Below are 24,208 nucleotides of genomic sequence, written 5' to 3' on the forward strand. Positions count from 1 at the left end.
AGACTGATCCCCGAACCGGGGCGTGCTCACCCCGCGCGACGAGAGGGTGAACGGTGCCGCTGATCTTCCTGCTGGGCTTCGTCGTGATCGGGCTCTGGTCGGTCGTCGCCCATCGCTTCGAGCGCACCGGCGTCGCCGGACCGGCCGTCCTCGCGGTCGCGGGGGCCGCGCTCGTGCTGATCGACGTGACGGGCTTCGCCGATGCCGTGGGCAGCGACTCCGCCGAGCACGTGGTCGAGCTGATCCTCGCCGTGCTGCTGTTCGTCGACGCCTGCGAGGTGAGCGGCGGCGTCTTCGGCGGCGAGGGCCGCATCATCGCGCGCCTCGTCCTCATCGCGTTGCCGCTGTCGCTGCTCGCCGTCGTGCTCAGCGGCGTCTTCCTGCTGCCGCAGCTCAGCGTCTTCGTGCTCATCGTCATCGCCTGCGTGATCATGCCCACCGATTTCGCCCCCGCCGCGCCGCTGCTGCGCTCGCCGCGGATCCCGGCGCGGATCCGGCAGATCCTCAACGTCGAGAGCGGCTACAACGACGGTCTCGTCTCGCCGATCTTCGGCATGGGGCTGGCCGCGGCCATCGCGTGGCCCACGATCCTGGCGGCCGTGAACTCCGACACGCTGTCCGCGGAGAACGAGGCGCAGCTCGAGGAGCGCATGGGTGAGTTCTTCGAGGCCTTCTTCGGGGCGGTGCCCGCCACCCTGTTCGCGATCGTCGTGGGCGCCGTGATCGGCGGGGTGTTCGGGTTGTGCGTCCGTTGGGCGTCGCGTCGCAGCTGGGCGGATGCGCCCGGCATCCGCTACGTCATGCTGCTCGTGCCGCTGATCACGTTCGGCGTCGCCACGCTCAGCGCCGTCGCGGCGAACGGGTTCGTCGCGGCCTTCGTCGCGGGCATCGTGTACCGGCTGGCCCGCACGCGGCGGACCGACGAGCGCACGATCCCGCACCAGGAGGTGCTGTTGGTCGAAGAGGCGGGCACCCTCGCCGCCAACATCGTGTGGTTCGTCCTCGGCGCCATGACGACGGTCGTCGTGTTCAACGGCTTCGACGCGCGTCTGCTGGTGATGGTCGTGCTCGCCCTGACGCTGTTCCGCGTCGTCCCCGTGTACGCGGCGCTGCTCGGCTCGTCGCTGTCGTGGGGCTCGCGCACGTTCGTCGGCTTCGTCGGTCCGCGCGGCACGGCGACGATCGTCTTCGGCCTGCTCGCCTTCAACAAGCTCCCCGACACCGAGGCCTACGACGTCCTCGCGGTGATGGTCCTCACCGTCGTCGGCAGCATCCTCCTGCACGGGATCGTCATCCCGCAGGTCGTGAATCGGCGGATGCCGGTGCTCGCGTCGTCCGCGCAGTCACCGGCATCCGCCGAGCACTGATCCTCCGCGGTCAGCCCGCGAGGGCCTCCGAGAGCTTCACGCGCGCGCCCATCCGCAGCAGCGAGTTCTGGTAGATCTTCGCGCCCACCCAGATCGCCGCGGCGCAGGTGACGAGCATGATCGCGAGCGAGAGCACCGGCTCCCACCACTGCGCATCGCCGAGGAAGATGCGCACCGGCATCCCGACGGGGGCGGAGAACGGCACGTACGACATGATCGTCATCACCAGCGGGTTGTCGTTGAAGAAGATGACGAGGAAGTACGGCGCCATCACGAGCATGGTCAGCGGGGTGGTGGTCGAGCCGATGTCCTCCATCCGCGAGACCATCGCGGCGGCGGCGGCGAACAGTGCCGCCAGCAGGATGAAGCCGAACAGGAAGAACACCGTGAACCAGGCGAGCGGCGCACCGAGCCCCGCCAGCAGATCGCTCTGCCCCGTGACGGTGAGCCCCACGATCGCGATCGCGGCGAGGCCGATGATCTGACCCATCGCGAGGATCGTGTTGCCGATCACCTTGCCGGCCAGCAGCGCCCGCACGGGCACCGCGGAGATCAGCAGCTCGACGACACGCGTCTGCTTCTCCTCCACCACCGACTGCGCGATCGTCGAGCCGAAGGTGAGGGCGGCCATGAAGAAGATGATCCCGAACCCGAGGGCGACCAGGTAGCGCAGCGCCGGGTTCGTGCCCGACGGGTCGATCAGCTCCACCTGCGGCGTCAGGCTGAGCACCTGCAGCAGCGACGTCGGAGCCGCATCCTTGGCGACCACGGTGTAGTCGAACGGTGCCGCGCCGCCGGGAATCAGCGCCGCCTCGACGGTGCCGTCCTGCACGAGGGCGCGGGCGGCCGCGGCATCCGCGACCTCCGTCGGGTTCAGGGCGGGGTTGTCGGCGACCGACGCCGCGGTCTCGGCGGTCACCGCGATCGGCGTGCGATTGTCGGACTGCGCGGAGAAGCCTCCCCAGAGCACGCCGACGAGCGCGAGCACGAAGAGGATGCCGGTGGAGATGAGGTACGCCTTGCTGCGGAGCTTCGAGCCGACCTCGCGCTCGGCGACGAGCCACGTGCTCTGGGCGAAGGACGGAGCGCTGGTGTTCACTGGATGACCTCCTTGAAGATCTGGGCGAGAGAGGGCTGCTTCGGGGCGAAGCTCGCGACGGCGCCCGCGGCGACGGCACGGTGCAGCACGCGCTGGGCGGCGGCGTCGTCGTCGACGTCGAAGAGGGCGTAGCCGCCGTCGAACGAGAGCACGTCGACGCCGGGCTCATCGCGCAGCCACCCCAGGTCTCCCGCCGAGACGAGCTCGTAGCGATGCTGGGCGTGCTCCGCGCGCAGCGCGTCGCGTGTGCCGGCCGCGCGGATCGTGCCGCCCGCGATGATCACGAGGTCGTCGCAGAGGCGCTCGACGACGTCGAGCTGGTGCGACGAGAAGAGCACGGCGGCGCCCTCGGCGGCGCGCGCCTGGAGCACACCGGCCACGACGTCGACGGCCATCGGATCGAGGCCCGAGAACGGCTCGTCGAGGATGAGCACCTGCGGATCGTGCACGAGCGCGGCCGCGATCTGGGCGCGCTGCTGGTTGCCGAGCGAGAGCGTCTCGACGTTGTCGCGCAGGCGCTCGCCGAGTCCCAGCTCGACCAGGAGCGCCTCGGCGCGCGCCGTCGCCTCGGCCTTGTCGAACCCGTGCAGCCGGGCCAGGTAGACGATGTGCTCGAGCACGCGCATCTTCGGGTAAAGGCCGCGTTCCTCGGGCATGTAGCCGAACCGGCGTCGGTCGGCCGCCGTGACGGGGGCGCCGTCGAGGGCGACCTCGCCGCCGTCGCGGCCGAGCACGCCGAGCACGATGCGCATCGTCGTGGTCTTTCCCGCGCCGTTGCCGCCGACGAATCCCGTCAGACGGCCCGAGGGCACCCGGAAGCTCACGTCGTCGAGCACACGCGTGGTGCCGTAGCTCTTGGTGATGCCGGTCAGTTCGAGCATGTTCTCCTCCTCACGCGGCGCTGTCGGGGAGGGGGTCGTCCCGCGCCGTCGCCGTCGTCTCCACGCTAGGGAGAACGGATGCCGCAGACCTCCCCCGCACGGTGGGGATCCGGCTCGCCTCCGCTGCCGGGGAGGCCGCGGCATCCGTCGCGCGGGGGAGTTCTCACGGCGCAGAACCGCGGTGCACTCGGCGAATTGTCAGGAACAGGTAACACCGCGTCCACCATTCCCCCAGGTGATCTCTTCTACACTCTGTCGGGTGACGAGCGCTCCTGAGGTGACCCGCGCCCTCGGCGCCCGTGTATCCGACCGTGCTCGGGAATGGTGGCCCCGGGCCCTCCATTTCGCGTTCACGCGTCGCGGCCTGCTCATCGGCTTCGCCGTCGTGCACGCCCTCTTCTTCCTGGCGCTGCTGAAGGTCATGATCTTCGGCGGCACCGAGGGCGACCTCCCGCTGTACCGCCTGTGGGCCGAGCAGGCCATGCACGGCCACTGGCCCGTCATCGACATGCCCTGGGTCTACCCGGCCGGGGCTCTCGCGCCCATCATGGCGGCCATCGTCGCCGGGCCGTGGAACTACCAGCTCGTCTGGCTGCTCATGATGGTCGGGGCGAACTTCGTCGCCGTCCTGGCCCTCACCGACAACCTCCGCAACCGCAAGGGCTACGTCGCCGCCTGGTACTGGCTCGCGATCCAGGTGCTGCTGGCGCCCGTGTCCATGCTGCGCCTCGAGGGCTTCGCCGCGCCGCTGGCCATCGCCGGTCTCGTCTGGCTCGTGCGTCGTCCGTTCGTCGCGGGCGTGCTCATCGCCGCCGCGACGTGGATCAAGGTGGCCCCCGCCGCCCTCGCGGCGGCGGCCGTCGTGGTGTCGTCGATGCGGATGCGGATCATCGCCGGCGGCCTGGCGCTGAGCGCCGCCATCGCCGGCATCGTCGTCGCCCTCGGCGGCGGCGCGAACCTCTTCAGCTTCGCGACCATCCAGGGCGACCGCGCCCTCCAGCTCGAGGCCCCCGTCGCCACCCCGTGGGTGTGGGCGACGGTTCTGGGTCTGCCGGGCGCGCAGATCCACCAGAACTACGTGCTGGCCACCCGTGAGGTCGCCGGCCCCGGCGCGGCCGCCGCCGGCGTGCTCGTCGGCTACGCGATGCCGATCGCGTTCGCCGTCATCGTCGTGCTCCTGTGGCGCGCGCGTCGCCGTGCGGTGCAGGAGGGCGCGCTGTCGCTCATCGGCGAGCAGCACCTCATCCTCCGCGGGGCGTTCGCGCTCACGTCGGCGCTGATCGTCTTCAACAAGGTGGGCTCGCCGCAGTACATGCTGTGGCTGGCGCCCATCGTCGCGGCCGGGCTGCTGATCGATCGCAAGGCGTGGACCTCGGTCGCCGTCTGGCTGGCCGTCACCTGCTTCCTGACGACGCTCGTGTTCCCGGTGCTCTACCTGCCGCTGATCGATGCGCACCCGTTCGCCGCGGGCGTGCTGCTCGCGCGCAACGTCCTGCTGGTCGGTCTGTTCGGCTGGAGCCTCGTGGCGCTGTGGCGCCCCGACGCCACCCTGGTGTCGCTGCGCGAGCGTCTCTCGCGGGCCGCCACCACGGCGACGACCGGTTCGATCCCCGTCGCCATCCGCGGCTGACGCACCCGGCGCCGGTCAGACCAGACCGTGCCGGTGGGCGTAGACCACCGCGGCGACCCGGTCACGGGCGCCGAGCTTCTGCAGCACGTTCGAGACGTGCGTCTTCACGGTCGCCTCTCCGATGAACAGCGCCGTCGCGATCTCGGCGTTGCTGCGCGCGTCGGCGAGCAGCCGCAGCACCTCCGCCTCGCGATCGGTCAGCTCTGCGACCAGCGCGGCGCGCGGCTTCTGCGCCGCGGGCGCCGCCGACGGGGCGACGTACGCGGGGGATGCCGCGAAGCGCTCGATCACGCGGCGCGTCACGGCGGGCGCGAGCAGCGCGTCGCCGGCTGCCGCGACACGCACGGCGGTGACGAGCTCTTCGGGGCCGGCGTTCTTCAGGAGGAAGCCGCTCGCGCCGGCGTGCAGCGCCTGGAAGAGGTAGTCGTCGCGGTCGAAGGTGGTCACGATGACCACGACCGCGTCGACGTCGGGATCGGAGACGATCCGGCGGGTCGCCTCGAGGCCGTCCATGTCGGGCATCTGCACGTCCATGCAGATGACGTCGGGTCGCAGGGCGGATGCCGCGGTCAGCGCTTCGGCGCCCGATCCCGCCTCCCCGACGACGACGATGTCGCCCTGCGCCTCGAGGATCATGCGGAACCCCGCACGCATCACGGCGTGGTCGTCGACGAGCAGCACGCGCACGGGGGCGCTCACGACCGCGCCTCCTTCGCCCGCGCCGGCACGCGCACCCGGACGAGGAACCCGCCGCGCGGGCGTGGACCGGCCTCGAGGGTGCCGCCCGACGCGGCCGCGCGCTCGCGCATGCCGACGATGCCCAGCCCCGCGCGCCCGGCGACGTGCTCGCGGCCGCTGTTGGCGACCTCGAGCTCGACGTGGTCGTCGGCGAAGCGCAGGCGGACATCGGCCGCGGCATCCGGCCCGCCGTGGCGACGGGCATTGGTGAGCGCCTCCTGCGCGATGCGGTAGAGGTTCACCTGCACGAGCTCGGGCGGCTCGACGGCGTCGCCGACGACGGCGAAGGTCGTCGGCATCCCGTTGTCGTTGGCGTGCGCGACCAGCTCGGGGATCGACGCGAGGCGCACCGTCGACGCCGCGGGGGTGTCGGCGTCGGGCGTGCGCAGCGTCTCGAGCAGCTGACGCAACTCGCTCAGGGCCTCGCGGGCGGACGCCTCGACCGTCACGAGCGCCTCGCGGGCGGCGTCGGCGTCGTGATCGAGCACGGTGCGGGCGGCGCCGGCCTGCACCCCCATGGCCGAGACGTGGTGGGCGACGACGTCGTGCAGCTCCCGCGCGATGCGCACCCGATCGAGCGCGACGGCCTGCGCGGCGGTCAGCTCGCGTTCGCGTTCGAGCTCTCGCGTGCGCTCCTCCAGCACGGCGCGCGAGCGCGCGTCGGCCCAGGCCCGCTCCCCGAAGAAGAACGCGCCGCCGAAGAACGCCACGTTCACGAGGAACTGGATGATCATCCACGCCGCGAACGGGGAGAACAGTCCGGCGCGCGACGGGCCGGCGCCGTCCGGGTCGATCGCCGCCTGGAACGTCGTCACGAGCAGCCAGAGGAACATCCCGACCACGACGGCCAGCCGCACGACGGTCGCGCGTCGACGGTCGCTCACCCAGGCGCCCACGGTGTACATCGCGATGAACACCGCGACGTTGCTGACGTACACCTCGGGGATGCGGGCCGAGACGCCCACGAAGAAGGCGAGTGCCACCACGATCAGCGTGATCTCGGGGAAGCGACGACGCAGCGCGAGCGGGAGCGTGAGGGCGGCGACGTACACCAGGGCCCATCCGAAGGCGGGCGTGTCCTCGCCGTAGAACCCCGCGACCTTCCCGAGCCAGGCGCTGATCACCGCACTGACGAGCAGCGCCAGCGCGAGCCAGACGTCGTTGCGCCGCTGGGCGGGCGTCGTCGTGCGGTCGAGGTCGGTCGAGCTCATCCCTCCACGCTAGGGCGAGGCGGATGCCGCGGCATCCCCCGTGCGACGGAGAGGGTCTCGACGCGGCGGGCGGCGCGGTGCATGCTCGCTGTATGACGAGCATCTTCGTGAACATCCCGACGAGCGACCTCGAGCGCAGCATGGCCTTCTACCGGGCCCTCGGCTGCGACATCAACCCGAACTTCACCGACGAGAACGCCGCGTGCGTCGTCTGGTCGGGCGACATCTACTTCATGGTGCTGCGTCGCGAGTACTTCGCGACCTTCACCGACAAGCCGGTGGGCGAGCCGAAGGAATGGGCCCAGACGTCGTTGTCGTTCTCGCGCGACTCGCGGGAGGACGTCGACGCGATCGTCGAGGCCGGCGTCGCCGCCGGCGGCACCGAGCCGCGCCCCGCCCAGGACTACGGCTTCATGTACAGCCGCGACCTCGACGATCCCGACGGCAACAGCCTCGGCTTCCTGTACATGGATCCCGTCGCCGCCGAGCAGGGGCCGCCGACGGACGCCGACGCGCCGGGCGGCGACGCGGACGGCGCGTGATGCGCGGGCGGATCGTCATCGACCTGTTCACGACGCTCGACGGCGTCGCCCAGGCACCGGGCGGCCCCGAGGAGGACACCAGCGGCGGGTTCCCGTTCGGCGGATGGCAGGCGCCGTTCGAGGATGCCGTCATCGGCGAGGACGTCGGCAGCGGCATCCGTCGGATGGACGCCCTCCTGCTGGGACGACGCACCTACGACATCTTCGCCGGGTACTGGCCGCACCACACCGACGGGCCGGAGGGGTTCATCGGTCGGCACTTCGATGCCATCCCGAAGTATGTGGCGACCCGGGCCGGTCTCGAACCGGGGTGGGCGGGCACGAGTGTGCTGACGGGCCCGGATGCCGAGGTCGTCGCGGCCGTCGACGCGCTGCGCGACCGCCACGCGGAGGTGCACGTGATCGGCAGCGTCGACTTCGCTCAGACCCTGCTGCGCGCCCGCGTCTACGACGAGCTGAAGCTGTGGGTGCATCCGGTGGTGCTCGGACAGGGCAAGAAGGTGTTCCCGGACGGCGCCGCACCGGCGCGGCTACGGCTGATCGCCCCGGCCGTGTCGGGCCCCACCGGCACGCTGCTGCTGCGTTACGCGCCCGACGGCGACGTCACGACCGGCGACATGACCTGACCCCCGGTCACCAGATCATCGGCCGGTCGTCGTCGTCCGGGCCCTCGAGGTCGAGGTCGACGACCACCGGAACGTGATCGCTGGGGATCTCGCCCTTGCGCTCGTCGCGATGGATCGCGGCCGCGGTCACCGCGTCGGCGAAGGCGTGCGAACCGAGGATGAAATCGATGCGCAGACCCTCGTTGCGCGGGAAGCGCAGCTGCTTGTAGTCCCAGTAGGTGTAGCCCGTGGGAACGAGCGGACGGACGGTGTCGGCCAGGCCGGCATCGAGGAGCGCCTGGAACGCGGCGCGCTCGGGCGGCGAGACGTGGGTGGTCACGCCCTCGACGACGGTGGGGTCGCCGTTGTCGGCATCCGTCGGGGCGATGTTGAAGTCGCCGGTGAGCGCCAGCGCTCGGTCGGGGTCGGCGGCGAGCGTGTCGGCGGTGTAGCCGCGGAGCGCCTCCAGCCAGTCGAGCTTGTAGCGGTAGTGCGGGTCGTCGAGTCCGCGACCGTTGGGCACATAGAGGCTCCAGACCTCGACGCCGCCGATCGTGGCACCGAGCGCGCGGGCTTCGAGAGGAGCGCCGGGACCGTCGTGGCCCTTCGCGAAGCCGGGCATACCGGGGAACCCGACCTGCAGGTCCTCGATCGGCTCACGGCTGGCGATCGCGACGCCGTTCCACTGGTTGAGCCCGTGCGCCTCGACGGTGTAGCCCGCCTCTTCGAACGCCTCGTACGGGAACTGCTCGGGCTTGCACTTGATCTCCTGCATCGCCAGCACGTCGATGCCCTCGCGGACGGCGAAGTCGACGGTGCGGACGACGCGGGCGCGGATCGAGTTGACGTTCCAGGTGGCGATGCGCATGGCATCCAGCGTATTGGCCCCCGCCGACGCCCCGGTCACCCGGCGCCCGCCTGCACAACTCCTCCCCAGCCGTCGGCAGTGCTGTCTCGGTACCCGCGCCGCGCGGTTCCGGCGGAGTTGTGCAGGCAGACTCGGGTCACAGCGCCCGCAGGATGTCCTCCACCCGTTGCTTGGCGTCGCCGAACAGCATCTGCGTGTTGTCGCGGAAGAACAGCGGGTTCTGCACGCCGGCGTAGCCCGAGGCCATCGACCGCTTGAACACGATGACGCTGCGCGCCTCCCACACGTGCAGCACCGGCATGCCGGCGATGGGAGAACCCGGGTCTTCGGCCGCGGCCGGGTTGACCGTGTCGTTCGCGCCGATCACGAGCACCACGTCGGTGTCGGCGAAGTCGTCGTTGATCTCGTCCAGCTCCAGCACGATGTCGTACGGGACCTTGGCCTCGGCCAGCAGCACGTTCATGTGTCCCGGCAGACGCCCGGCGACGGGGTGGATGCCGAAGCGCACCTCGACGCCCCGCTCGTGCAGCCGCTTCGTGAGGTCGGCGACCGGGTACTGCGCCTGGGCGACGGCCATGCCGTAGCCGGGGGTGATGATGACCGACCGGGCGTCGCGGAGGAGTTCGGCGACGGCCGCGGCATCCGTCTCGTGGTGCTCGCCCTCCTCGGCGTCGGCGCTGCGGGGCGCCTCGATGCCGAACCCGCCGGCGATCACCGACAGGAACGACCGGTTCATCGCCTTGCACATGATGTACGAGAGGTACGCACCCGACGAACCCACGAGGGCGCCGGTGACGATCAGCAGGTCGTTGTTCAGGAGGAAGCCCGCCGCGGCCGCCGCCCAGCCGGAGTAGCTGTTGAGCATCGAGACGACGACCGGCATGTCGCCGCCGCCGATCGAGGCCACCAGGTGCCAGCCGAGAGCGAGGGCGAGCACGGTCACGGCGACGAGCAGCCAGATCGACGGGGTCGCGACGTACCAGACGGTCAGGGCGAGGAACAGTACGAGCGCGCCGACGTTGAGGGCGTTCTTGCCGGGCAGCATGAGCGGCTTCGACGACATGCGCCCCGAGAGCTTCAGGAAGGCGACGATCGAGCCCGTGAAGGTCACGGCGCCGATGAACACCCCGATGAACACCTCCGCGTGGTGGATGCCGACGAGCTCGGGCGCGATCCCGTCGGCGTACAGGTGGCCGTTCCAGCCGACGAGCACGGCCGCGAGGCCCACGAAGGAGTGCAGCAGGGCGATGAGCTCGGGCATGCCGGTCATCTCGACCACGCGCGCCCGCCACAGGCCGATGGCGCCGCCGACCACGACCGCGGCCACGAGCAGCCCGATCCCGAGCGCGGCGGTCGCGCCGTCGGGCAGGAGGGTGCCGTTCGCGATGACGAGCACGAGAGTGGCGAGCAGGGCGATCGTCATGCCGGTGATGCCGTAGACGACGCCGCGACGGGCGGTCTCCTGTTTGCTGAGGCCGGCGAGGGCGAGGATGAACAGCAGCGCCGCGACGATGTACGCGGCGGTCGAGACGGACTGGGCGAGCGCGGTCACTTCTCGTCGCCCTTCTGGAACATGGCGAGCATGCGACGGGTCACCGCGAAGCCTCCGAAGATGTTGATGGACGCCAGGAGCACCGCGATCGCCGCGAGCACCTGCACCACGGGGTTCGGAACGACGATCTGGGTCATGGCGCCGACGACGATGATGCCGCTGATCGCGTTGGTGACGCTCATCAGCGGCGTGTGCAGGGCGTGGGCGACCTTACCGATGACGTAGAAGCCGATCACGACCGACAGGGTGAGAACGAGGATGTGCTGCGGCAGGGGCGCGGGCGCGACGGCGCACACGAGGAACAGCGCGGCGATGCCGGCGACGATCAGACCGGTCTTCGCTCCCGCCGAGAGCCCCTTCTTGGCGGCCGGTGCGGGGGTGGATGCCGCGGCATCCGCCCCCGGCGTCGCGGGCGCGGCCGAGACCTGCACGGGCGGCGGCGGCCAGGTGACGGCGCCGCCGCGCGTGACGGTGACGGCGCGCTGCACGACGTCGGTGTCGTCGATGACGAGCTGCCCGTCCTTGCCGGGGGTGAGGAGGGCGAGCAGGTTCAGCAGGTTGGTGCCGTAGAGCTGCGACGCCTGCTGGGGGAGGCGTCCGGCGAGGTCGGTGTAGCCGAGGATGATGACGCCGTTCGCGGTGACGACGCGCTCGCCGGTGACGGAACCCTCGACGTTGCCGCCCTGGCCCGCGGCCATGTCGACGATGACGCTGCCGGGCTTCATCGCGGCGACGTCGGCGGCGGTGATCAGTCGCGGGGCCGCGCGACCCGGGATGAGCGCCGTCGTGATGACGATGTCGACGTCGGCGGCCTGGTCGCTGTACAGCTTCGCGGCCGCGGCGTCGTAGGCGGCGCTGGTGGCCTTGGCGTAACCGTCGGCCGAGACCTCCTTCTGCTCGTCGGGCACGACGACCTCGAGGTAGGTGCCGCCGATCGAGGCGACCTGGTCGGCGACCTCGGGGCGCGGGTCGGTGGCGCGGACGATCGCACCGAGGCTCGAGGCGGCGCCGATCGCCGCGAGTCCGGCGACGCCCGCGCCGGCGACGAGCACCTTGGCGGGCGGGACCTTGCCGGCGGCGGTGACCTGCCCGGTGAAGAAGCGGCCGAACTCGTTCGCGGCCTCGACGACGGCGCGGTAGCCGGCGATGTTGGCCATGGAGCTGAGCACGTCCATCGACTGCGCGCGCGAGATGCGTGGCACGGCGTCCATGGCGAGGGCCGTCACGCCGCGGGCGGCGAGAGCGGCGAGCAGGTCGGGGTTGAGCGCGGGGCTCAGGATGCCGATGAGCGTCGCCCCCGGCTGCAGCAGCGCGATCTCGGCATCCGTCGGGGCCGCGACCGACAGGACGACGTCGGCGCCCCAGGCCTCGTCGCGGGTGGCGATGGTCGCACCGGCGGCGGTGTAGGCGGCATCCGGGAACGACGATGCCGCGCCCGCGCCCGCCTCGACGCTCACGTCGTAGCCGAGCGCGCGGATCTTGCCGACGGTGGTGGGGGAGGCGGCGACGCGGGTCTCGCCGTCGCGCTCGCGGACGATGCCGATACGGGCCATGGTGCTCCTTCGATCGGGTCGGGCGGAGCGTCCGGGATCGCCCGGGCACCGCGCCGGGTGACGTTCCCGACTCTAGGGTGCGAGGCGGACGCCGCGGCGGGTGATGACGCGGAAATAATCCCGGTTCTTCGCTTCCGTAGACTCGTGTGCATGACCGCCGCCTCCACGCCCGAGCTCGAGTCCGAGCGCCGCGCCCTCGTCGACCTCATCGCCGCCGAAGCCGTCTTCCACGGCGACTTCACGCTCTCCAGCGGCAAGAAGGCGACGTACTACGTCGACATGCGCAAGCTCACGCTCGACCACCGCGCGGCTCCCGCGATCGGCCGGCTCGTGCTCGACGCGGTGCGCGACCTGAACGTGGATGCCGTGGGCGGCCTCACCCTGGGGGCCGACCCGATCGCGAACGCCGTCATGCACGCGTCGGTCGCCGCCGGTACCCCCGTGGACGCGTTCGTCGTGCGCAAGGAGCCGAAGGACCACGGACGCGGTCGCCAGATCGAGGGCGCCGAGGTGGCGGGGAAGCGTGTCGTGATCGTCGAGGACACCTCCACCACGGGCGGCTCCCCCCTGAAGGCCGCCGAGGTCGCCGCCGCCGCCGGTGCGGAGATCGTCGCGGTGGTCACGGTCGTCGACCGCAAGACCGGCGCCCAGGCCGCCGTCGAGGCCGCCGGCTACGAGTGGCGGTCGATCATCGATCTCGACGACCTGGGCCTGCAGGCGCAGTAAGGGCCTGCGGCTCGCGCGTCCCGCGCCGCAACGGATTCGGAGATCAGCACCGGATTCGGATGCGGTCGGCCGGCAGATCCGAATCCGTTCTCGGCATCCGATTCTGGGAACGCCGGTGCGCTCAGCGGAAGATGGGCAGCTGCGACGCCAGTGCGAACACGAGGCCCGCGAGCGTCAGCAGCAGGATGCCGCGGCCGTTGGGCAGCGGGGTTCCCTGCGGGGCGTCGCGGCGGCCGCGCACGAACAGCACGAGCGCGACGATCAGCAGGATCATCGCCGTGACGACGAACACGATGGCCATCACTGGTCGCTCCCGTCGCCGCGGTCGCGCCGGCGGCCGCGGATCACCTGCATGACGAACACGACGAGCGTCCCGGCCAGCACGAGGGCGGTCGAGGCGAACAGCAGGGTCTGCTCGGTCGCGTTCACGGTGTCTCCTCCGCCCGCGTGGAGGCGGGCAGTCTCAGCCTAGCCGCGTCCGCGGGGCGAGCCCGGTCCGCGGAACGAGACCGCCCGCGCCGAACACCGCGGCGGCGAACCGCGCCGCGATCTCGGCATACAACTCCGTGTCGGGATGCAGGCTGTCGGGCAGCGTGTAGCGCGCCTCATCGTCGGGGCCGTAGAGACTCAGGCCGTCGAGGTACGCGATCCGCTCCCCGGATGCCGCGCGCACCCGCACCACCTCGGCCAGCTGCCGCCGCGACTCGGTCATGGTCAGCGCGCCACGGGCGACGTCGGCGGCCTCCCCGGCGGCATAGCAGCGGACGTGACCGTCGTCGAAGAACTCCACGTCCGACGGTCCGGGGGTGTCTTCGCTCCCCGGCCAGAGGATCGACGACGCCAGCACGATGGGGGTGTCGGGATGCCCGGCGCGCACCCGATCGAGGAAGCCGTGCACCGCGGGGGTGAACGTGCGCTGATCGAACGACCGGGCCCCCACGATGTTGATGCCCACCTTCAGCGTGATCACGTCGGCGGGCGTGGCGGCGATGGTGTCGGCGACGAACGGATCGAGCATGCACTGTCCGCCGAAACCCAGGTTGATCAGCGAGAGATCGCTCGCCCGCGCGGCGATCACGGGCCACACACCGGTCGGCGACGGCGTCTCGACGCAGTGGCTGATCGAGCTGCCGTGGTGGATCCACACCGGTGCGCGCGACGGCTCCGCGGCGGTCACCGGGGCGTCGGCCCCGAGGTCGAGCAGATCGACGATCATCCCCTGCGGCAGCCACACGGTCACGGCCTTCTCGGTCGCCGCACCGCCCGAGTCGCCCGTGCCGCCCGTGTCGCCCAGGGCGATCTCCAGCGTCGCGGGCTCGGTGACGGGCTCGTCGGCCGCGGCATCCCCGGTCCACGACAGCCGCCGCAGGTCGGTGATGGGGGCGCGCGCCGTGTGCACCGGCCGGCCGTCGACCTCGACGACCACATCGTTGACCGGCCCGGCGAGCTCGGCGAAGTACAGCTGCGTGCACCGCAGCGTCAGCGACAGCCGCGTCGCGGCGGTCGTGAACCGCAGCCGCACGCCGCTGGCGTTCGCCGTGATCGCCCGCAGGATCTCGCCGTTCGGCGGGAACTGCGCCCACGTGCTGCGTGGCAGGCGCAGGGGGCGGATGCCGCGGCTCTCGTCGACGTCGAGGTGCCCCTCCAGCAGCACCTGAGCGTCGCCGAGGCGTACGACCTCGCCGATCCCGGTCGTGTCGGTGGCGCGGGTGGAGGTGACGGACGTGCTCACGATGCGGTCCTCTCGGAGTGGATCTGGATGAACGAGACGGTGCGGGAGATCAGCTCGTCGCGCTGGGGGAGCTCGGCCCACCCGTGATCGGCCCCCTCGACGACGACCACCTCGGCGCGCTCGCCGAACACATCCGCCGCGGCGTAGCGCTCGGCAGAGGAGACGGGCACGAAGTCCGCCGTGCCGTGCAACAGGAGCGCCGGCCCGCCGTACCCTGCGGCCCGCGCGTACGGGTCGAACGCGAGGGCGTCGTCGCGCATGGCCGGCCCCATCCGCATGCCGAGGAAGTCGAAGAACCCGTCCGGGCCGTCGAGCGCGGCCAGCGACCGCCCCTGGATCTGCCCCGAGCGGATGTCGTCGACGAACACGGCCGCCGTCGACCACATCGTCAGCGACCGGATGTCGCCGTCTTCCGCTGCCGCGACCGCGGCGATGACCGAGCCGAGGCTCATGCCCACCAGATGCAGGTTCGCGGCATCCACCTCGGGGCTCTGCCGCACCGCCGCCAGCACGACCGCCGTATCGGCGACGTCGCCGGATGCCGTCGTGTCGAAGAACTCCCCGTCGCTCTCGCCGTGACCGGCGCGGTCGAACGCCAGCACGCCGAACCCGGCCGCGACCAGCGTGCGGGCAAGCGACACGAAGACGCCGGTGGTCTCCACCCGCGACCCGCCGAAGCCGTGCAGCAACACGACGGTCGGTCGCGGCTCCCGGGCCGCGCCCGCCGCGGCATCCGGCAGGTAGTGCGTGCCGCGCAGCGTCCGTGCGCGGACGGTGGTCTCGAAGGGAACGAGTCGCATGGGAGTTCTTTCGTCGGGGTCAGCGGGCGAGCGTCGCAGAGCGGGGGAGGTCGGTGGATGCCGTGACCGTCTCCGACTCCACGTCGAACGCGTTCGTCACGCCGCGGCGGAAGCCGATCCAGCCGATGAGGAAGCCGGCGGCGGCGACCACCGAGACGGCGACGTAGACGGCGCTCGGGTTGAGGAGCAGCAGGGCCGGGGTGACGACGTTGAACGCGGCGGTGGCGAACCGGGCGACGGCGTAGACGGTGCCCTGCGCCGTGGAGCGCAGCATGGTGGGGAAGGACTCCTGGGTCCACACCTTCATGATCGTCTCGAAGCAGAAGGCGCCGGCGAACGTCGTCACGACGACCGAGACGACGAGGGCGGGCAGGGTGAAGCCGAACACCACGGGCACGAGGTTCGCGACGACGACCGCGATCGCGCCCGCCACGTAGTAGCTCATGCGGAACGTCGTGTCGGCGACGGCCATGAACCACACGGCGCCGAGGATCGCGGCGGGCATCGCCAGCAGCGTCCACGTCTGGTACTCGTTCACCGGGATGCCGGCGACGTTCACGGCGACGAAGGTGCCGAAGCTGCCGGCGACGCTGATCGCGATGGATGCGAGCGTGTAGTAGATCAGCAGCGTGACGAACGGGCGGCGGTACTGCGGGCGGCCGAAGTCGCGCAGGCGCCCGCGCTCGGCGCGGACGGTCTGCACGCCGCTGCGGCGCTCCTGCTGGGCGGCGAGCCACGTCGCCGACTCCGGGATCGTCAGGCGCAGCGCGAGCACCACGAGCCCCACGCCGCCGAAGGCGGCGAACATGATGCGGCCGCCGGTCTCGCCGAGCGCGCCGAAGAAGATGCCGATGAGCACCGCCAGCAGGATGCCGAAGCCGCCGAGCAGGTTGGAGAAGACGAGGATCTTGCCGCGGTTGCGGTCGGTCGCCGCTTCGGAGATCGAGGCGAGCGCCGCCGGCAGGTCGGCGCCGACGCCCAGGCCGATCAACGCGATGCCCGGCAGCAGGATGCCGAACGAGACGCCCAGGAACGGCGTGATGGCGCCGAGGACGATGAGCGTCATCGTCACGAGGAAGACGCGGCGGCGGCCGAACCGGTCGGCCAGGCGGCCGCCGACCAGCGAGCCGACGGCGACCCCGGCGGTCAGCACGCCGGTCAGCAGGCCCACCTGGTCCGCGGTGAGCCCGGGGGTGCCGGGGACGAACGACTGGAAGAGCACGAGGGCGACGGCGATGCCGGTGGTCGCGGCGGCGTCGACGAACGTCGCCATCCCGCAGACGAAGCCCACCCACCAGGGGTTGGGGGCGGTGCGAGCGGTGAGTGCGCTCATGGTCATACTCCTTTGTACGTGCGGGATGGAGGTGGCTGGCGGCATCCGCATGCGTGTCCGAACTCCGGGCTCCGACGCCGTCGAGAGACAAGCTATACCGATATAGCACCGCGATGCAAGCGTGAATGTCGCCGTACGGGCCGGAGGAATCGGAGCGGCCGGGGCGGCATCCTCGACGTGGCGGACGTCGGCCGTGACCAACGTCGGATTCCCGCGCTCGATGCCCCCGCGGTCGGCCCGGTTCGGCCGACAGCGTGCGGATTCTCCGGCGATCGTCACGCCGCGGATCGGACTCGGGTCTCGACCCCGGCGCTCACGCCCGGGGTGCGGCGATGGAGCCGCCGGCGCTGACCGGCATCTCGACCAGCTCGTGACGCACGCCGTCGCCCGGGGACAGCAGCAGGTCCGCCGCCCGGCGGCCGATCTCGGCCTGGGGCAGGCGCAGCGAGACGAGTTGCGGGTCGGTCGCCTCGGCGAGCACGCCGCCGTCGAACGACACGAGCGAGACGTCGTCGGGCACCCGCAGCCCCGCACGGCGCAGGGCCTGGAAGACCCCCACGCCGACGGCGTCGTTGACGCAGATGATCGCCCGCGGGCGCGCCCCCGTCGCGAGCAGGCGCTCCGCGGCATCCCGGCCGTCGTGCACGGTCCAGTCGTCGTCCACCGCCACGTCGCCGGCAAGCCCGATGCCGGCCCCCGCGAGCGTCTCGCGGATGCCCTCGAGGCGCCGCGGCAGCGCGACCGGGCCCCACTCGTGCCAGGCGGAGCCGCCCGTGCGGCCCGGAGCCAGCGTGCCGACGAACCAGATGTCACGGTCGTGGCCGGCGTCCAGCAGCGCGCGGGCGGCGGCCGCTCCGGCGGCGCGCTCGTCGGGTACGACCGAGCTGATCGCGGGCGCGTCGGCCTCGCAGTTCATGAGCACGAGGGGGGTGTGCCGGGCGGATGCCGGGGGTGTCACGCGCCGCGTGAACATCGAGGCGTACAGGATGCCGTCGATGTCGCGGGCGACGAGGTCGTCGAGGAAGCGGCGCTCCATCTCGGCATCCCCCTGCGTGTCGACGGTGAACAGGAGCAGCCCCGCCTCGCGCAGGCGCTCCAGCGCCCCGCGCACCATCGAGTTGGCGAACGACGTCGAGCTGACGAAGTCCGAGACCAGGGCGACGGTGCCCGACCGGCCCGTGCGCAGCGTCTTCGCCGTGACGTTGGCGCGGTAGCCGAGATCGTCGGCGGCTTTGCGCACGCGCGCCATCGTCTCTTCGGACAGGCGCTGGTCGAGGCGGCCGTTCAGGGCGAACGATGCGGCCGAGCGGGAGACGCCCGCCCGCTCCGCGACCTCGGTGAGGGTGACCCGTCGACCGGAGCTGCGCTCCGTCACAGGCCCTCGGGCATCTCGGACTCCGCCGGCTCGGCGGCGAGCAGGTCGGCGACCGAGTCCACGATCTCGTCGGGGCGGAAGGGATAGCGCTCGATCTCGGCGTCATCGGAGATGCCGGTGCGCACGAGGATCGTGTGCAGGCCCGCCTCGATGCCGGCCACCACGTCGGTGTCCATGCGGTCGCCGATCATCCCGGTGTTCTCGGAGTGCGCGCCGATGCGGTTCATCGCCGAGCGGAACATCATCGGGTTCGGCTTGCCGACGACGTAGGGCTCCTTGCCGGTCGCGTGCGTGATGAGCGCTGCGAACGAGCCGGTCGCCGGCACGACGCCCGTCGGGGTCGGACCGGTCGCATCGGGGTTGGTGATGATGAAGCGCGCGCCGGCGTTGATGAAGCGGATCGCCTGCGTGATGCGGTCGAACGAGTAGTTGCGGGTCTCGCCGATGACGACGTAGTCGGGCTGCGTCTCCGTCTGGACGTACCCCGCCTCGTGCAGAGCGGTCGTCAGCCCCGCCTCGCCGATCACGAACGCCGTGCCGCCGGGCTGCTGCGAACGCAGGAAGTCCGCCGTCGCGAGCGCCGACGTCCAGATGCGGTCTTCGGGCACCTCGAGGCCCGAGATGCGCAGCCGCGCGCTCAGATCGCGCGGCGTGTAGAACGGGTTGTTCGTCAGCACGAGGAACGGCGTGCCGGCGTCGCGCCACTGCGCGAGCAGCTCGGCGGCGCCGGGGATGGGCTTGTTCTCGTGGACGAGGACGCCGTCCATGTCCGTCAGCCAGCATTCGATATCGGCCCGTGTCCGCATGGGGCCAGCCTAGCGGGGCCGTCCGGTCGTAGTCTCGACGCGTGGCACGCGATGACTGGGACCCGACGACGCTCCCCGACCTGTCCGGGAAGCGGTACCTCGTCACGGGGTCGACGGCGGGCCTGGGCTTCTTCTCCTCGCTGCAGCTGGCCGGTGCCGGCGCCCACGTCATCATGACCGGCCGCAATCCGAACAAGCTCGCCGTCGCGCGCGCGGCGGTGCGTCGTCAGGTGCCGGATGCCGAGATCGCGACGCTCCTGCTCGACACGAGCAACCTCGGGTCGGTGCGCGCGGCGGCCGCGACCGTCCGCGGCCGCGCCGGCCTGCACGGCCTGCTGCTGAACGCCGGGATCGTGCACCCGCCGCGCCGTCGCGAGACCACCGCCGATGGACACGAGGTCGTCTTCGCGACCAACGCGCTCGGCCACTATGCGCTCGCCGGCGAACTGCTGCTGCCCCTCGCCGCGGGGCGCGGACGCATGGTGTGGGTCGGGTCGATGTCCACCGCCATGGGCAACTACGACCCCGTCGACCCCGAGCTGGAGACGAACTACTCGCCGTGGCGCGCATACGTGCAGTCGAAGGTCGCGACGACCGCTCTCGGCTTCGAGGCCGACCGGCGGCTGCGCGCCGCGAACGTGCCCATCGACAGTGTCGTCGCGCACCCGGGCTACGCCGTCAGCGGCCGCACCCGCGGCATCCTCGGGGTCAACGAGCCGTCGCGGATGACGCGCTTCGTCGACAACCTGCAGGCTCCGATCACCCAGTCGAAGGAGCACGGGGCCTGGCCGCTCGTGCGGGCGCTCGTCGAGCCCGACGCGACGGGCGGTCAGTTCTGGGGCCCGTCGCGCCTCGTCGCCGGGCCGCCGGCACTCGGCACCGCCAGCAAGCTCACGCGCGACGAGGACATCGCCGCGCGGCTGTGGGCCTACTGCGAGCACGCCACGGGGATCACCTGGCCGTACCTGAAGGCCAGTCGCACCCGCCGCCCCTGGCGGCGCTGAGCCCGCCGGCCAGCTCCTCCGCGGTCCCGGTCGCGATGCCCCCCTCATCCCGACCGTGTCCCACTTATAGCGGGGTGCGTCCCAGATTGTGCGGTGCGGAGGGCCCGCAGGGGACCTCTTGTGGGACATCCCTGCCGGGAACATCCCTGCCGGGGACATCCCTGCCGGGGACATCCCTGCCGGGGACATGCCTGCCGGGGCGGCGGGCGGGCGCCACCCGGGTCAGGCGGTCAGCCAGACCGCACCGGCCGCGCCGGCGGGAAGCGTCACGGTCGCGCCGTCGTCGACGCGGACGACGTCGGCTCCCGCGACCACGAGGCGGTGCCCCACATCGATGCCCGCTCCCTCCAGCGCCCGAAGCAGCTCGGGATCGCGGTCGCTGACGCGGAGCACCTCGCCGGTGTGGCCCAGGTCGGCGGCGGCCAGGAGCACGAACGGGAGGCGGTGGACGTTGCCCGCGGCATCCGGGATCGCATCGCCGTGGGGGTCGAACCGCGGGTGACCCAGTCGCTCGTCGATGCCCGCGAGCAGCCGGTCGCTGATCGTGTGCTCGAGCACCTCCGCCTCGTCGTGCACCTCGTCCCAGGCGTAGCCGAACTCCTGCACGAGCCACGTCTCGATGAGGCGATGCCGGCGGATGATGGATGCCGCGCGGAGCCGACCCGCCTCGGTGAGGGACACCGGACCGTACGGGCGGTGGTCGACCAGGCCCAGGCCGACGAGCTTCTGCACCATCTCGGTCACCGTCGAGGGGGCGAGCTTCAGCTCGGATGCCAGCTGCGACGACGTGATCGGCGTGGTCTGCCACTCGGTGTGGTGGTAGATCGTCTTCAGGTAGTCGTCGATCGCGACGGAGTTCGCAGCCACGTCTTCAGGCTAGCGGGCCGGTACTATCCTCCCGACAGCACGAGCCACAGCAGCACGGCGTTCAGCGCCACCAGGAACGCCGAGGCCAGCGCGCCCGCGACGGTCGTCCACCAGCGGTTGCGGTGCGCGCCGAGCACGTCGCGCCGCGCCGTCAGCGCGACGAGGGGGATGAGCGCGAACGGGATGCCGAAGCTCAGCACCACCTGGCTGAGGATCAGCGCCCAGGTCGGGTCGACCCCGAGCGCCAGGATCGCGATGGCCGGCACGAGGGTGACGAGCCGCCGCGCGATCAGCGGCACGCGGATGCGCAGCAGTCCGTGCATGATCTCGGCCCCCGCATACGCGCCGACCGCCGTGCTGGCCAGCCCGCTCGCGAGGAGGCCGACGGCAAACATCGTCGCGACCACCCCGCCCAGGCCGGCGGAGAGGGCGGCGTACGCACCCTCGAGGCTGTCGGTCCCGGCCACCCCGGCGAGGTTCGCCGCCGCCAGCAGCAGGATCGCGAGGTTGACGGTGCCCGCCACGACGAGCGCGATCGTCACGTCCCACCGGGTCGCGCGCAGCAGGGTCGGGGTCGACTGCGCGCGGTCCTCCGCCCGCGCGCCCGGTGCGGAGAAGCGGTCGCGCGCCAGCGCGCTGTGCGCGTAGATCGCGTGCGGCATGATCGTCGCACCCAGGATGGATGCCGCGAGCAGCACCGACTCGGAGCCCTCGAACCGGGGGACCATGCCGGCGGCGACGCCCGCGGCATCCGGTGGGGCGACGAACACCCCGTAGGTGAAGCCGATGGAGATCACGACGAGCAGGCCGATCACGACGAACTCGAAGCTGCGGGCGCCGCGGCGCTGCTGAACGAGCAGGAGGGCGATCGACACCGCCCCGGTGATGAGCCCGCCGACGGGCAGCGGCACCCCGAACAGCAGCCAGAGGGCGACGGCGCCGCCGATCACCTCGGCGACGTCGGTCGCCATGGCGACGAGCTCGGCCTGCAGCCAGTACAGGCGGCGGGCCCAGGGGGTGCGCAGGCGGGTGCCGAGGGTCTCGGCGAGGCTCTGGCCCGTGACGATGCCCAGCTTGGCCGACAGGTACTGGATGAGCCACGCCATCGTGTTGCCCAGGACGACCACCCAGACCAGCAGGTAGCCGAAGCGCGCACCGGCGGTCATGTTGCTCGCGACGTTGCCCGGGTCGAGGTAGGCGACCCCCGCGACGAGCGCCGGCCCGAGCAACCACGCCGCGCGCCGCGTCCTCGCCGGTACGGCTGCGGGCCGCGCAGGCCGGGTCGCACGGCTACCCGTCTCCAGCGTCGAGGGAGGATTTTTCGGCATGCCGAAAAATTAGCAGAGATTTCGGTGCGCCGAAATCTGGCACGTCGGGGATGCGGCGTCTGCGTGACTCCGCCCGAGCGGCGACAGGTGGGGGTGTAACAGGCCGCGAGCCCGGCTCGGGCGGAGTTGTGCAGGCCGGAGGGCCGTGACCGCCGGATCGGTAGCCTGGAGCGATGACCGACCCCGCGCGATCGCCGGATGCCGCGCCCGACGCGGACGGCGAGCCGCAGCTGCCCGTCGGCGTCGGGCCGTGGCCCGGGGGAGCGGACGCCTGGCCCGACGACCCCCGGTACGACCGTGACCTGCTCGCCGACGGCGACCGCCGCAACGTCGTCGACCGGTACCGCTACTGGACCATGGCCGCGATCGTCGCCGACCTCGACGAGCACCGGCATCCGTTCCACGTCGCCATCGAGAACTGGCAGCACGACATGAACATCGGCTCGATCGTCCGCAGCGCCAACGCGTTCGGCGCGGCCGAGGTGCACATCATCGGCCGGCGCCGGTGGAACCGCCGCGGCGCCATGGTCACCGACCGCTACCAGCACGTCCGCCACCACGAGGACGTCGCCGCCTTCACCGCGTGGGCCCGGGATGCCGCGATCCCCGTGATCGCGGTCGATAACGTCGACGGGTCGCTGCCGGTCGACCGGGCCGAGCTGCCCGAGCGGTGCGTGCTGCTGTTCGGGCAGGAGGGCCCCGGACTGTCGGCCGAGGCGGTGGCGGCGGCATCCGCCGTCGTCGAGATCACGCAGTACGGATCGACCCGCTCGATCAACGCGAGCGCCGCCGCGGCGGTCGTCATGTACGAGTGGTGTCGCCGCTGGGCGTGAGCCGCCGTCGTGCTCAGGCGCCCGCGGTGGTCCATTCCGGCCGCCGCACCCGCCAGCCGAGGGTCGCCAGCCGCGCCAGCATGTACACGCCGAAGAAGCAGATCGCGAGCCACATCAGGCCCGAGGCGCCCGTGGGATGCACGATCCACAGCACCGCGAGCGCGGGGATGTAGGGGACGAGGTTCACCGCTCCGGCCAGCGCCAGGTAGCGCACGTCGCCCGCGCCCATGAGCACGCCGTCGAGGACGAAGACGACGCCGCAGACGGGCTGCGCGACCGCCAGCGCCACGAGTGCCGGCTGCACCAGCGCGGCGACGTCGGGCGAGCCGGTGAAGACGAGACCGATCACCCCCGACAAGGCGCCGATGGCGCCGCCCACGAGCACGCCGAACCACACGCCCCACGCCACGGTGCGGCCGAGGACGCGGCGCACGAACGTCTCGTCGCCCGCCCCGAGTCCGCGCCCGATGAGGGCCTGCGCCGCGATCGCGAGCGCGTCGAGCGCGAAGGCGGCGGTGGAGAAGATCGTGAAGGCGACCTGCCAGCCGGCCAGTTCGTCGGTGCCGAGGGCCGTCGCCGCGAACACCGTGGCCAGGAACGCCGCGCGCAGCGAGACGGTGCGCAGGAACAGCCAGCCGCCCGCCCGTGCCGATCCGCGCAGTCCGTCGCGCTGGGGGCGCAGGGATGCCGCGTGGCGCTGGGCCAGCCGGCCCACGACGACGGCGTACGCGCCGACCGTGGCCCACTGCGCGGCCACGGTGCCCGCCGCGGAGCCGGCGATGCCCCACCCGAACCCGTAGATGAAGACGGCGTTGAGCAGCGCGTTCAAGCCGAACCCGAGCCCGGCGATCCACAGCGGCGTCACGGTGTTCTGCATGCCGCGCAGCAGTCCCGTCGCGGCGAACACGATGAGCATCGCCGGCAGGCCCCACATCGACAGCTGCAGGTAGATCACGGCCTGCGCGGCGACGTCGGCGCCCGCGCCGAACAGCGAGACGAGCCAGGGGGTCAGCAGCGATCCGGCGACGGCGAGCACGGCGCCCAGGCCGAGCGCGAGCCAGAGGCCGTCGATGCCGGCGCGGACGGCGTTGGTCTGGTCGCCGGCGCCGAATCGCCGCGCGACGGCGGGTGTCGTCGAGTAGGCGAGGAACACCATGAGGCCGACGATCGTCTGCAGCACCGCGGAGGCGATGCCGAGACCGGCCAGCGGCACGACCCCGAGGTGGCCGACCAGGGCCGCGTCGACGATGAGGAAGAGCGGTTCGGCGACGAGCGCGCCCAGGGCCGGAACCGCCAGCCGCAGGATCTCGCGGTTGAGGGTGGGGGCGACCATACTCCGAGCCTAGGGGCCGGTGCCG

At 72.0% G+C, this 24,208-nt stretch carries 24 protein-coding genes; 7 read left to right on the forward strand and 17 right to left on the reverse strand.

The window, feature by feature from the left end; all coding sequences use genetic code 11:
• Positions 1 to 53 precede the first annotated feature (53 nt).
• Entirely contained in the window at positions 54 to 1,367 is a 1,314-nt protein-coding gene (locus MHO01S_RS09415) for a cation:proton antiporter domain-containing protein (RefSeq protein WP_060959713.1), read from the forward strand.
• 10 nt (positions 1,368 to 1,377) lie between these two features.
• Here the strand turns inward: MHO01S_RS09415 and MHO01S_RS09420 are convergent, their stop codons facing one another.
• Positions 1,378 to 2,466 carry an ABC transporter permease gene (locus MHO01S_RS09420; protein WP_060959712.1) on the reverse strand — a complete coding sequence of 363 codons (1,089 nt, stop codon included), beginning with the start codon at positions 2,464 to 2,466 and terminating at the stop codon, positions 1,378 to 1,380.
• On the reverse strand, positions 2,463 to 3,347 hold the full coding sequence (locus MHO01S_RS09425) for an ABC transporter ATP-binding protein (protein WP_060959711.1): 885 nt from the start codon (positions 3,345 to 3,347) through the stop codon (positions 2,463 to 2,465). Before MHO01S_RS09425 ends, MHO01S_RS09420 begins: the two co-directional genes overlap by 4 nt.
• A gap of 259 nt (positions 3,348 to 3,606) precedes the next feature.
• Here MHO01S_RS09425 and MHO01S_RS09430 point away from each other — a divergent pair, with 259 nt between their 5' ends.
• Positions 3,607 to 4,977: a glycosyltransferase family protein gene (locus tag MHO01S_RS09430; protein ID WP_223848798.1), complete on the forward strand. Its 1,371-nt coding sequence runs from the start codon at positions 3,607 to 3,609 to the stop codon at positions 4,975 to 4,977.
• Positions 4,978 to 4,992: 15 nt separating this feature from the next.
• Here MHO01S_RS09430 and MHO01S_RS09435 read toward each other — a convergent pair whose 3' ends face one another.
• Both MHO01S_RS09435 and MHO01S_RS09440 read right to left on the reverse strand, forming a co-directional pair.
• Entirely contained in the window at positions 4,993 to 5,676 is a 684-nt protein-coding gene (locus MHO01S_RS09435) for a response regulator (RefSeq protein ID WP_082808062.1), read from the reverse strand.
• On the reverse strand, positions 5,673 to 6,926 hold the full coding sequence (locus tag MHO01S_RS09440) for a sensor histidine kinase (protein WP_061782203.1): 1,254 nt from the start codon (positions 6,924 to 6,926) through the stop codon (positions 5,673 to 5,675). Before MHO01S_RS09440 ends, MHO01S_RS09435 begins: the two co-directional genes overlap by 4 nt.
• Before the next feature lie 92 nt (positions 6,927 to 7,018).
• Here MHO01S_RS09440 and MHO01S_RS09445 point away from each other — a divergent pair, with 92 nt between their 5' ends.
• Both MHO01S_RS09445 and MHO01S_RS09450 read left to right on the forward strand, forming a co-directional pair.
• Positions 7,019 to 7,468: a VOC family protein gene (locus MHO01S_RS09445; protein WP_060959708.1), complete on the forward strand. Its 450-nt coding sequence runs from the start codon at positions 7,019 to 7,021 to the stop codon at positions 7,466 to 7,468.
• Positions 7,468 to 8,094: a dihydrofolate reductase family protein gene (locus MHO01S_RS09450; protein WP_060959707.1), complete on the forward strand. Its 627-nt coding sequence runs from the start codon at positions 7,468 to 7,470 to the stop codon at positions 8,092 to 8,094. The genes MHO01S_RS09445 and MHO01S_RS09450 overlap by 1 nt, the downstream gene beginning before the upstream one ends.
• 7 nt (positions 8,095 to 8,101) lie before the next feature.
• Here the strand turns inward: MHO01S_RS09450 and MHO01S_RS09455 are convergent, their stop codons facing one another.
• The 3 genes from MHO01S_RS09455 to MHO01S_RS09465 form a co-directional block, all read right to left on the reverse strand.
• Positions 8,102 to 8,941 (reverse strand): exodeoxyribonuclease III, encoded by an 840-nt coding sequence (locus MHO01S_RS09455; protein ID WP_060959706.1) that lies wholly within the window; start codon positions 8,939 to 8,941, stop codon positions 8,102 to 8,104.
• Between the two features lie 136 nt (positions 8,942 to 9,077).
• A complete protein-coding gene (gene pntB, locus MHO01S_RS09460; RefSeq protein ID WP_060959705.1) occupies positions 9,078 to 10,493 on the reverse strand; it encodes a Re/Si-specific NAD(P)(+) transhydrogenase subunit beta in 1,416 nt (471 codons plus the stop codon).
• Complete coding sequence (locus MHO01S_RS09465; RefSeq protein WP_060959704.1) at positions 10,490 to 12,046, reverse strand: Re/Si-specific NAD(P)(+) transhydrogenase subunit alpha; 1,557 nt, start codon at positions 12,044 to 12,046, stop codon at positions 10,490 to 10,492. Before MHO01S_RS09465 ends, pntB begins: the two co-directional genes overlap by 4 nt.
• A gap of 150 nt (positions 12,047 to 12,196) precedes the next feature.
• On the opposite strand from MHO01S_RS09465, the gene pyrE reads away from it, so the two are divergent.
• Positions 12,197 to 12,772: an orotate phosphoribosyltransferase gene (gene pyrE, locus MHO01S_RS09470; RefSeq protein ID WP_060959703.1), complete on the forward strand. Its 576-nt coding sequence runs from the start codon at positions 12,197 to 12,199 to the stop codon at positions 12,770 to 12,772.
• A 121-nt stretch (positions 12,773 to 12,893) separates the two neighbouring features.
• Here pyrE and MHO01S_RS09475 read toward each other — a convergent pair whose 3' ends face one another.
• From MHO01S_RS09475 to MHO01S_RS09500, 7 genes are all read right to left on the reverse strand, one after another.
• A complete protein-coding gene (locus MHO01S_RS09475; protein ID WP_223848799.1) occupies positions 12,894 to 13,073 on the reverse strand; it encodes a hypothetical protein in 180 nt (59 codons plus the stop codon).
• Complete coding sequence (locus MHO01S_RS16895; protein WP_255266080.1) at positions 13,073 to 13,201, reverse strand: hypothetical protein; 129 nt, start codon at positions 13,199 to 13,201, stop codon at positions 13,073 to 13,075. The genes MHO01S_RS09475 and MHO01S_RS16895 overlap by 1 nt, the downstream gene beginning before the upstream one ends.
• Before the next feature lie 34 nt (positions 13,202 to 13,235).
• A complete protein-coding gene (locus tag MHO01S_RS09480; protein WP_060959701.1) occupies positions 13,236 to 14,504 on the reverse strand; it encodes a GDSL-type esterase/lipase family protein in 1,269 nt (422 codons plus the stop codon).
• Positions 14,501 to 15,304 (reverse strand): alpha/beta hydrolase family protein, encoded by an 804-nt coding sequence (locus MHO01S_RS09485; protein WP_060959700.1) that lies wholly within the window; start codon positions 15,302 to 15,304, stop codon positions 14,501 to 14,503. The genes MHO01S_RS09480 and MHO01S_RS09485 overlap by 4 nt, the downstream gene beginning before the upstream one ends.
• Before the next feature lie 19 nt (positions 15,305 to 15,323).
• Entirely contained in the window at positions 15,324 to 16,637 is a 1,314-nt protein-coding gene (locus tag MHO01S_RS09490; protein ID WP_060959699.1) for an MFS transporter, read from the reverse strand.
• 313 nt (positions 16,638 to 16,950) lie between these two features.
• Complete coding sequence (locus tag MHO01S_RS09495) at positions 16,951 to 18,012, reverse strand: LacI family DNA-binding transcriptional regulator (protein ID WP_061782204.1); 1,062 nt, start codon at positions 18,010 to 18,012, stop codon at positions 16,951 to 16,953.
• Entirely contained in the window at positions 18,009 to 18,818 is an 810-nt protein-coding gene (locus MHO01S_RS09500; RefSeq protein ID WP_060959698.1) for an HAD-IIA family hydrolase, read from the reverse strand. Before MHO01S_RS09500 ends, MHO01S_RS09495 begins: the two co-directional genes overlap by 4 nt.
• 41 nt (positions 18,819 to 18,859) lie before the next feature.
• Between MHO01S_RS09500 and MHO01S_RS09505 the strand changes: the two genes are divergently transcribed.
• Positions 18,860 to 19,822, forward strand: coding sequence for an SDR family NAD(P)-dependent oxidoreductase (locus MHO01S_RS09505; protein WP_060959697.1), 963 nt, complete (start codon positions 18,860 to 18,862; stop codon positions 19,820 to 19,822).
• Positions 19,823 to 20,044: 222 nt separating this feature from the next.
• Here the strand turns inward: MHO01S_RS09505 and MHO01S_RS09510 are convergent, their stop codons facing one another.
• Both MHO01S_RS09510 and MHO01S_RS09515 read right to left on the reverse strand, forming a co-directional pair.
• Positions 20,045 to 20,689, reverse strand: a complete 645-nt coding sequence (locus tag MHO01S_RS09510) for a metal-dependent transcriptional regulator (protein ID WP_060959696.1) — start codon at positions 20,687 to 20,689, stop codon at positions 20,045 to 20,047.
• Between the two features lie 23 nt (positions 20,690 to 20,712).
• Positions 20,713 to 22,017, reverse strand: a complete 1,305-nt coding sequence (locus MHO01S_RS09515; protein ID WP_082734158.1) for an Nramp family divalent metal transporter — start codon at positions 22,015 to 22,017, stop codon at positions 20,713 to 20,715.
• 173 nt (positions 22,018 to 22,190) lie between these two features.
• Here MHO01S_RS09515 and MHO01S_RS09520 point away from each other — a divergent pair, with 173 nt between their 5' ends.
• Positions 22,191 to 22,850 (forward strand): TrmH family RNA methyltransferase, encoded by a 660-nt coding sequence (locus MHO01S_RS09520; RefSeq protein ID WP_061782205.1) that lies wholly within the window; start codon positions 22,191 to 22,193, stop codon positions 22,848 to 22,850.
• Positions 22,851 to 22,863: 13 nt separating this feature from the next.
• Here the strand turns inward: MHO01S_RS09520 and MHO01S_RS09525 are convergent, their stop codons facing one another.
• Positions 22,864 to 24,183 carry an MATE family efflux transporter gene (locus MHO01S_RS09525; RefSeq protein WP_061782206.1) on the reverse strand — a complete coding sequence of 440 codons (1,320 nt, stop codon included), beginning with the start codon at positions 24,181 to 24,183 and terminating at the stop codon, positions 22,864 to 22,866.
• Positions 24,184 to 24,208: the final 25 nt, after the last annotated feature.

It is taken from the genome of Microbacterium hominis NBRC 15708 (assembly GCF_001592125.1).
In the GTDB taxonomy this organism is placed as follows: Bacteria; Actinomycetota; Actinomycetes; order Actinomycetales; family Microbacteriaceae; genus Microbacterium; species Microbacterium hominis.

Excerpts from the sequence above, each read along its gene's own strand:
- MHO01S_RS09515 (WP_082734158.1), bottom strand. The coding sequence starts at position 22,017 with ATGCCGAAAAATCCTCCCTCGACGCTGGAGACGGGTAGCCGTGCGACC.
- MHO01S_RS09455 (WP_060959706.1), bottom strand. The coding sequence starts at position 8,941 with ATGCGCATCGCCACCTGGAACGTCAACTCGATCCGCGCCCGCGTCGTC.
- pyrE (WP_060959703.1), top strand. The coding sequence starts at position 12,197 with ATGACCGCCGCCTCCACGCCCGAGCTCGAGTCCGAGCGCCGCGCCCTC.
- MHO01S_RS09465 (WP_060959704.1), bottom strand. The coding sequence starts at position 12,046 with ATGGCCCGTATCGGCATCGTCCGCGAGCGCGACGGCGAGACCCGCGTC.
- MHO01S_RS09485 (WP_060959700.1), bottom strand. The coding sequence starts at position 15,304 with ATGCGACTCGTTCCCTTCGAGACCACCGTCCGCGCACGGACGCTGCGC.
- MHO01S_RS09475 (WP_223848799.1), bottom strand. The coding sequence starts at position 13,073 with ATGGCCATCGTGTTCGTCGTCACGGCGATGATCCTGCTGATCGTCGCG.
- MHO01S_RS09520 (WP_061782205.1), top strand. The coding sequence starts at position 22,191 with ATGACCGACCCCGCGCGATCGCCGGATGCCGCGCCCGACGCGGACGGC.
- MHO01S_RS09445 (WP_060959708.1), top strand. The coding sequence starts at position 7,019 with ATGACGAGCATCTTCGTGAACATCCCGACGAGCGACCTCGAGCGCAGC.
- MHO01S_RS09450 (WP_060959707.1), top strand. The coding sequence starts at position 7,468 with ATGCGCGGGCGGATCGTCATCGACCTGTTCACGACGCTCGACGGCGTC.
- MHO01S_RS09440 (WP_061782203.1), bottom strand. The coding sequence starts at position 6,926 with ATGAGCTCGACCGACCTCGACCGCACGACGACGCCCGCCCAGCGGCGC.
- MHO01S_RS09500 (WP_060959698.1), bottom strand. The coding sequence starts at position 18,818 with ATGCGGACACGGGCCGATATCGAATGCTGGCTGACGGACATGGACGGC.
- MHO01S_RS09525 (WP_061782206.1), bottom strand. The coding sequence starts at position 24,183 with ATGGTCGCCCCCACCCTCAACCGCGAGATCCTGCGGCTGGCGGTTCCG.
- MHO01S_RS09425 (WP_060959711.1), bottom strand. The coding sequence starts at position 3,347 with ATGCTCGAACTGACCGGCATCACCAAGAGCTACGGCACCACGCGTGTG.
- MHO01S_RS09490 (WP_060959699.1), bottom strand. The coding sequence starts at position 16,637 with ATGAGCGCACTCACCGCTCGCACCGCCCCCAACCCCTGGTGGGTGGGC.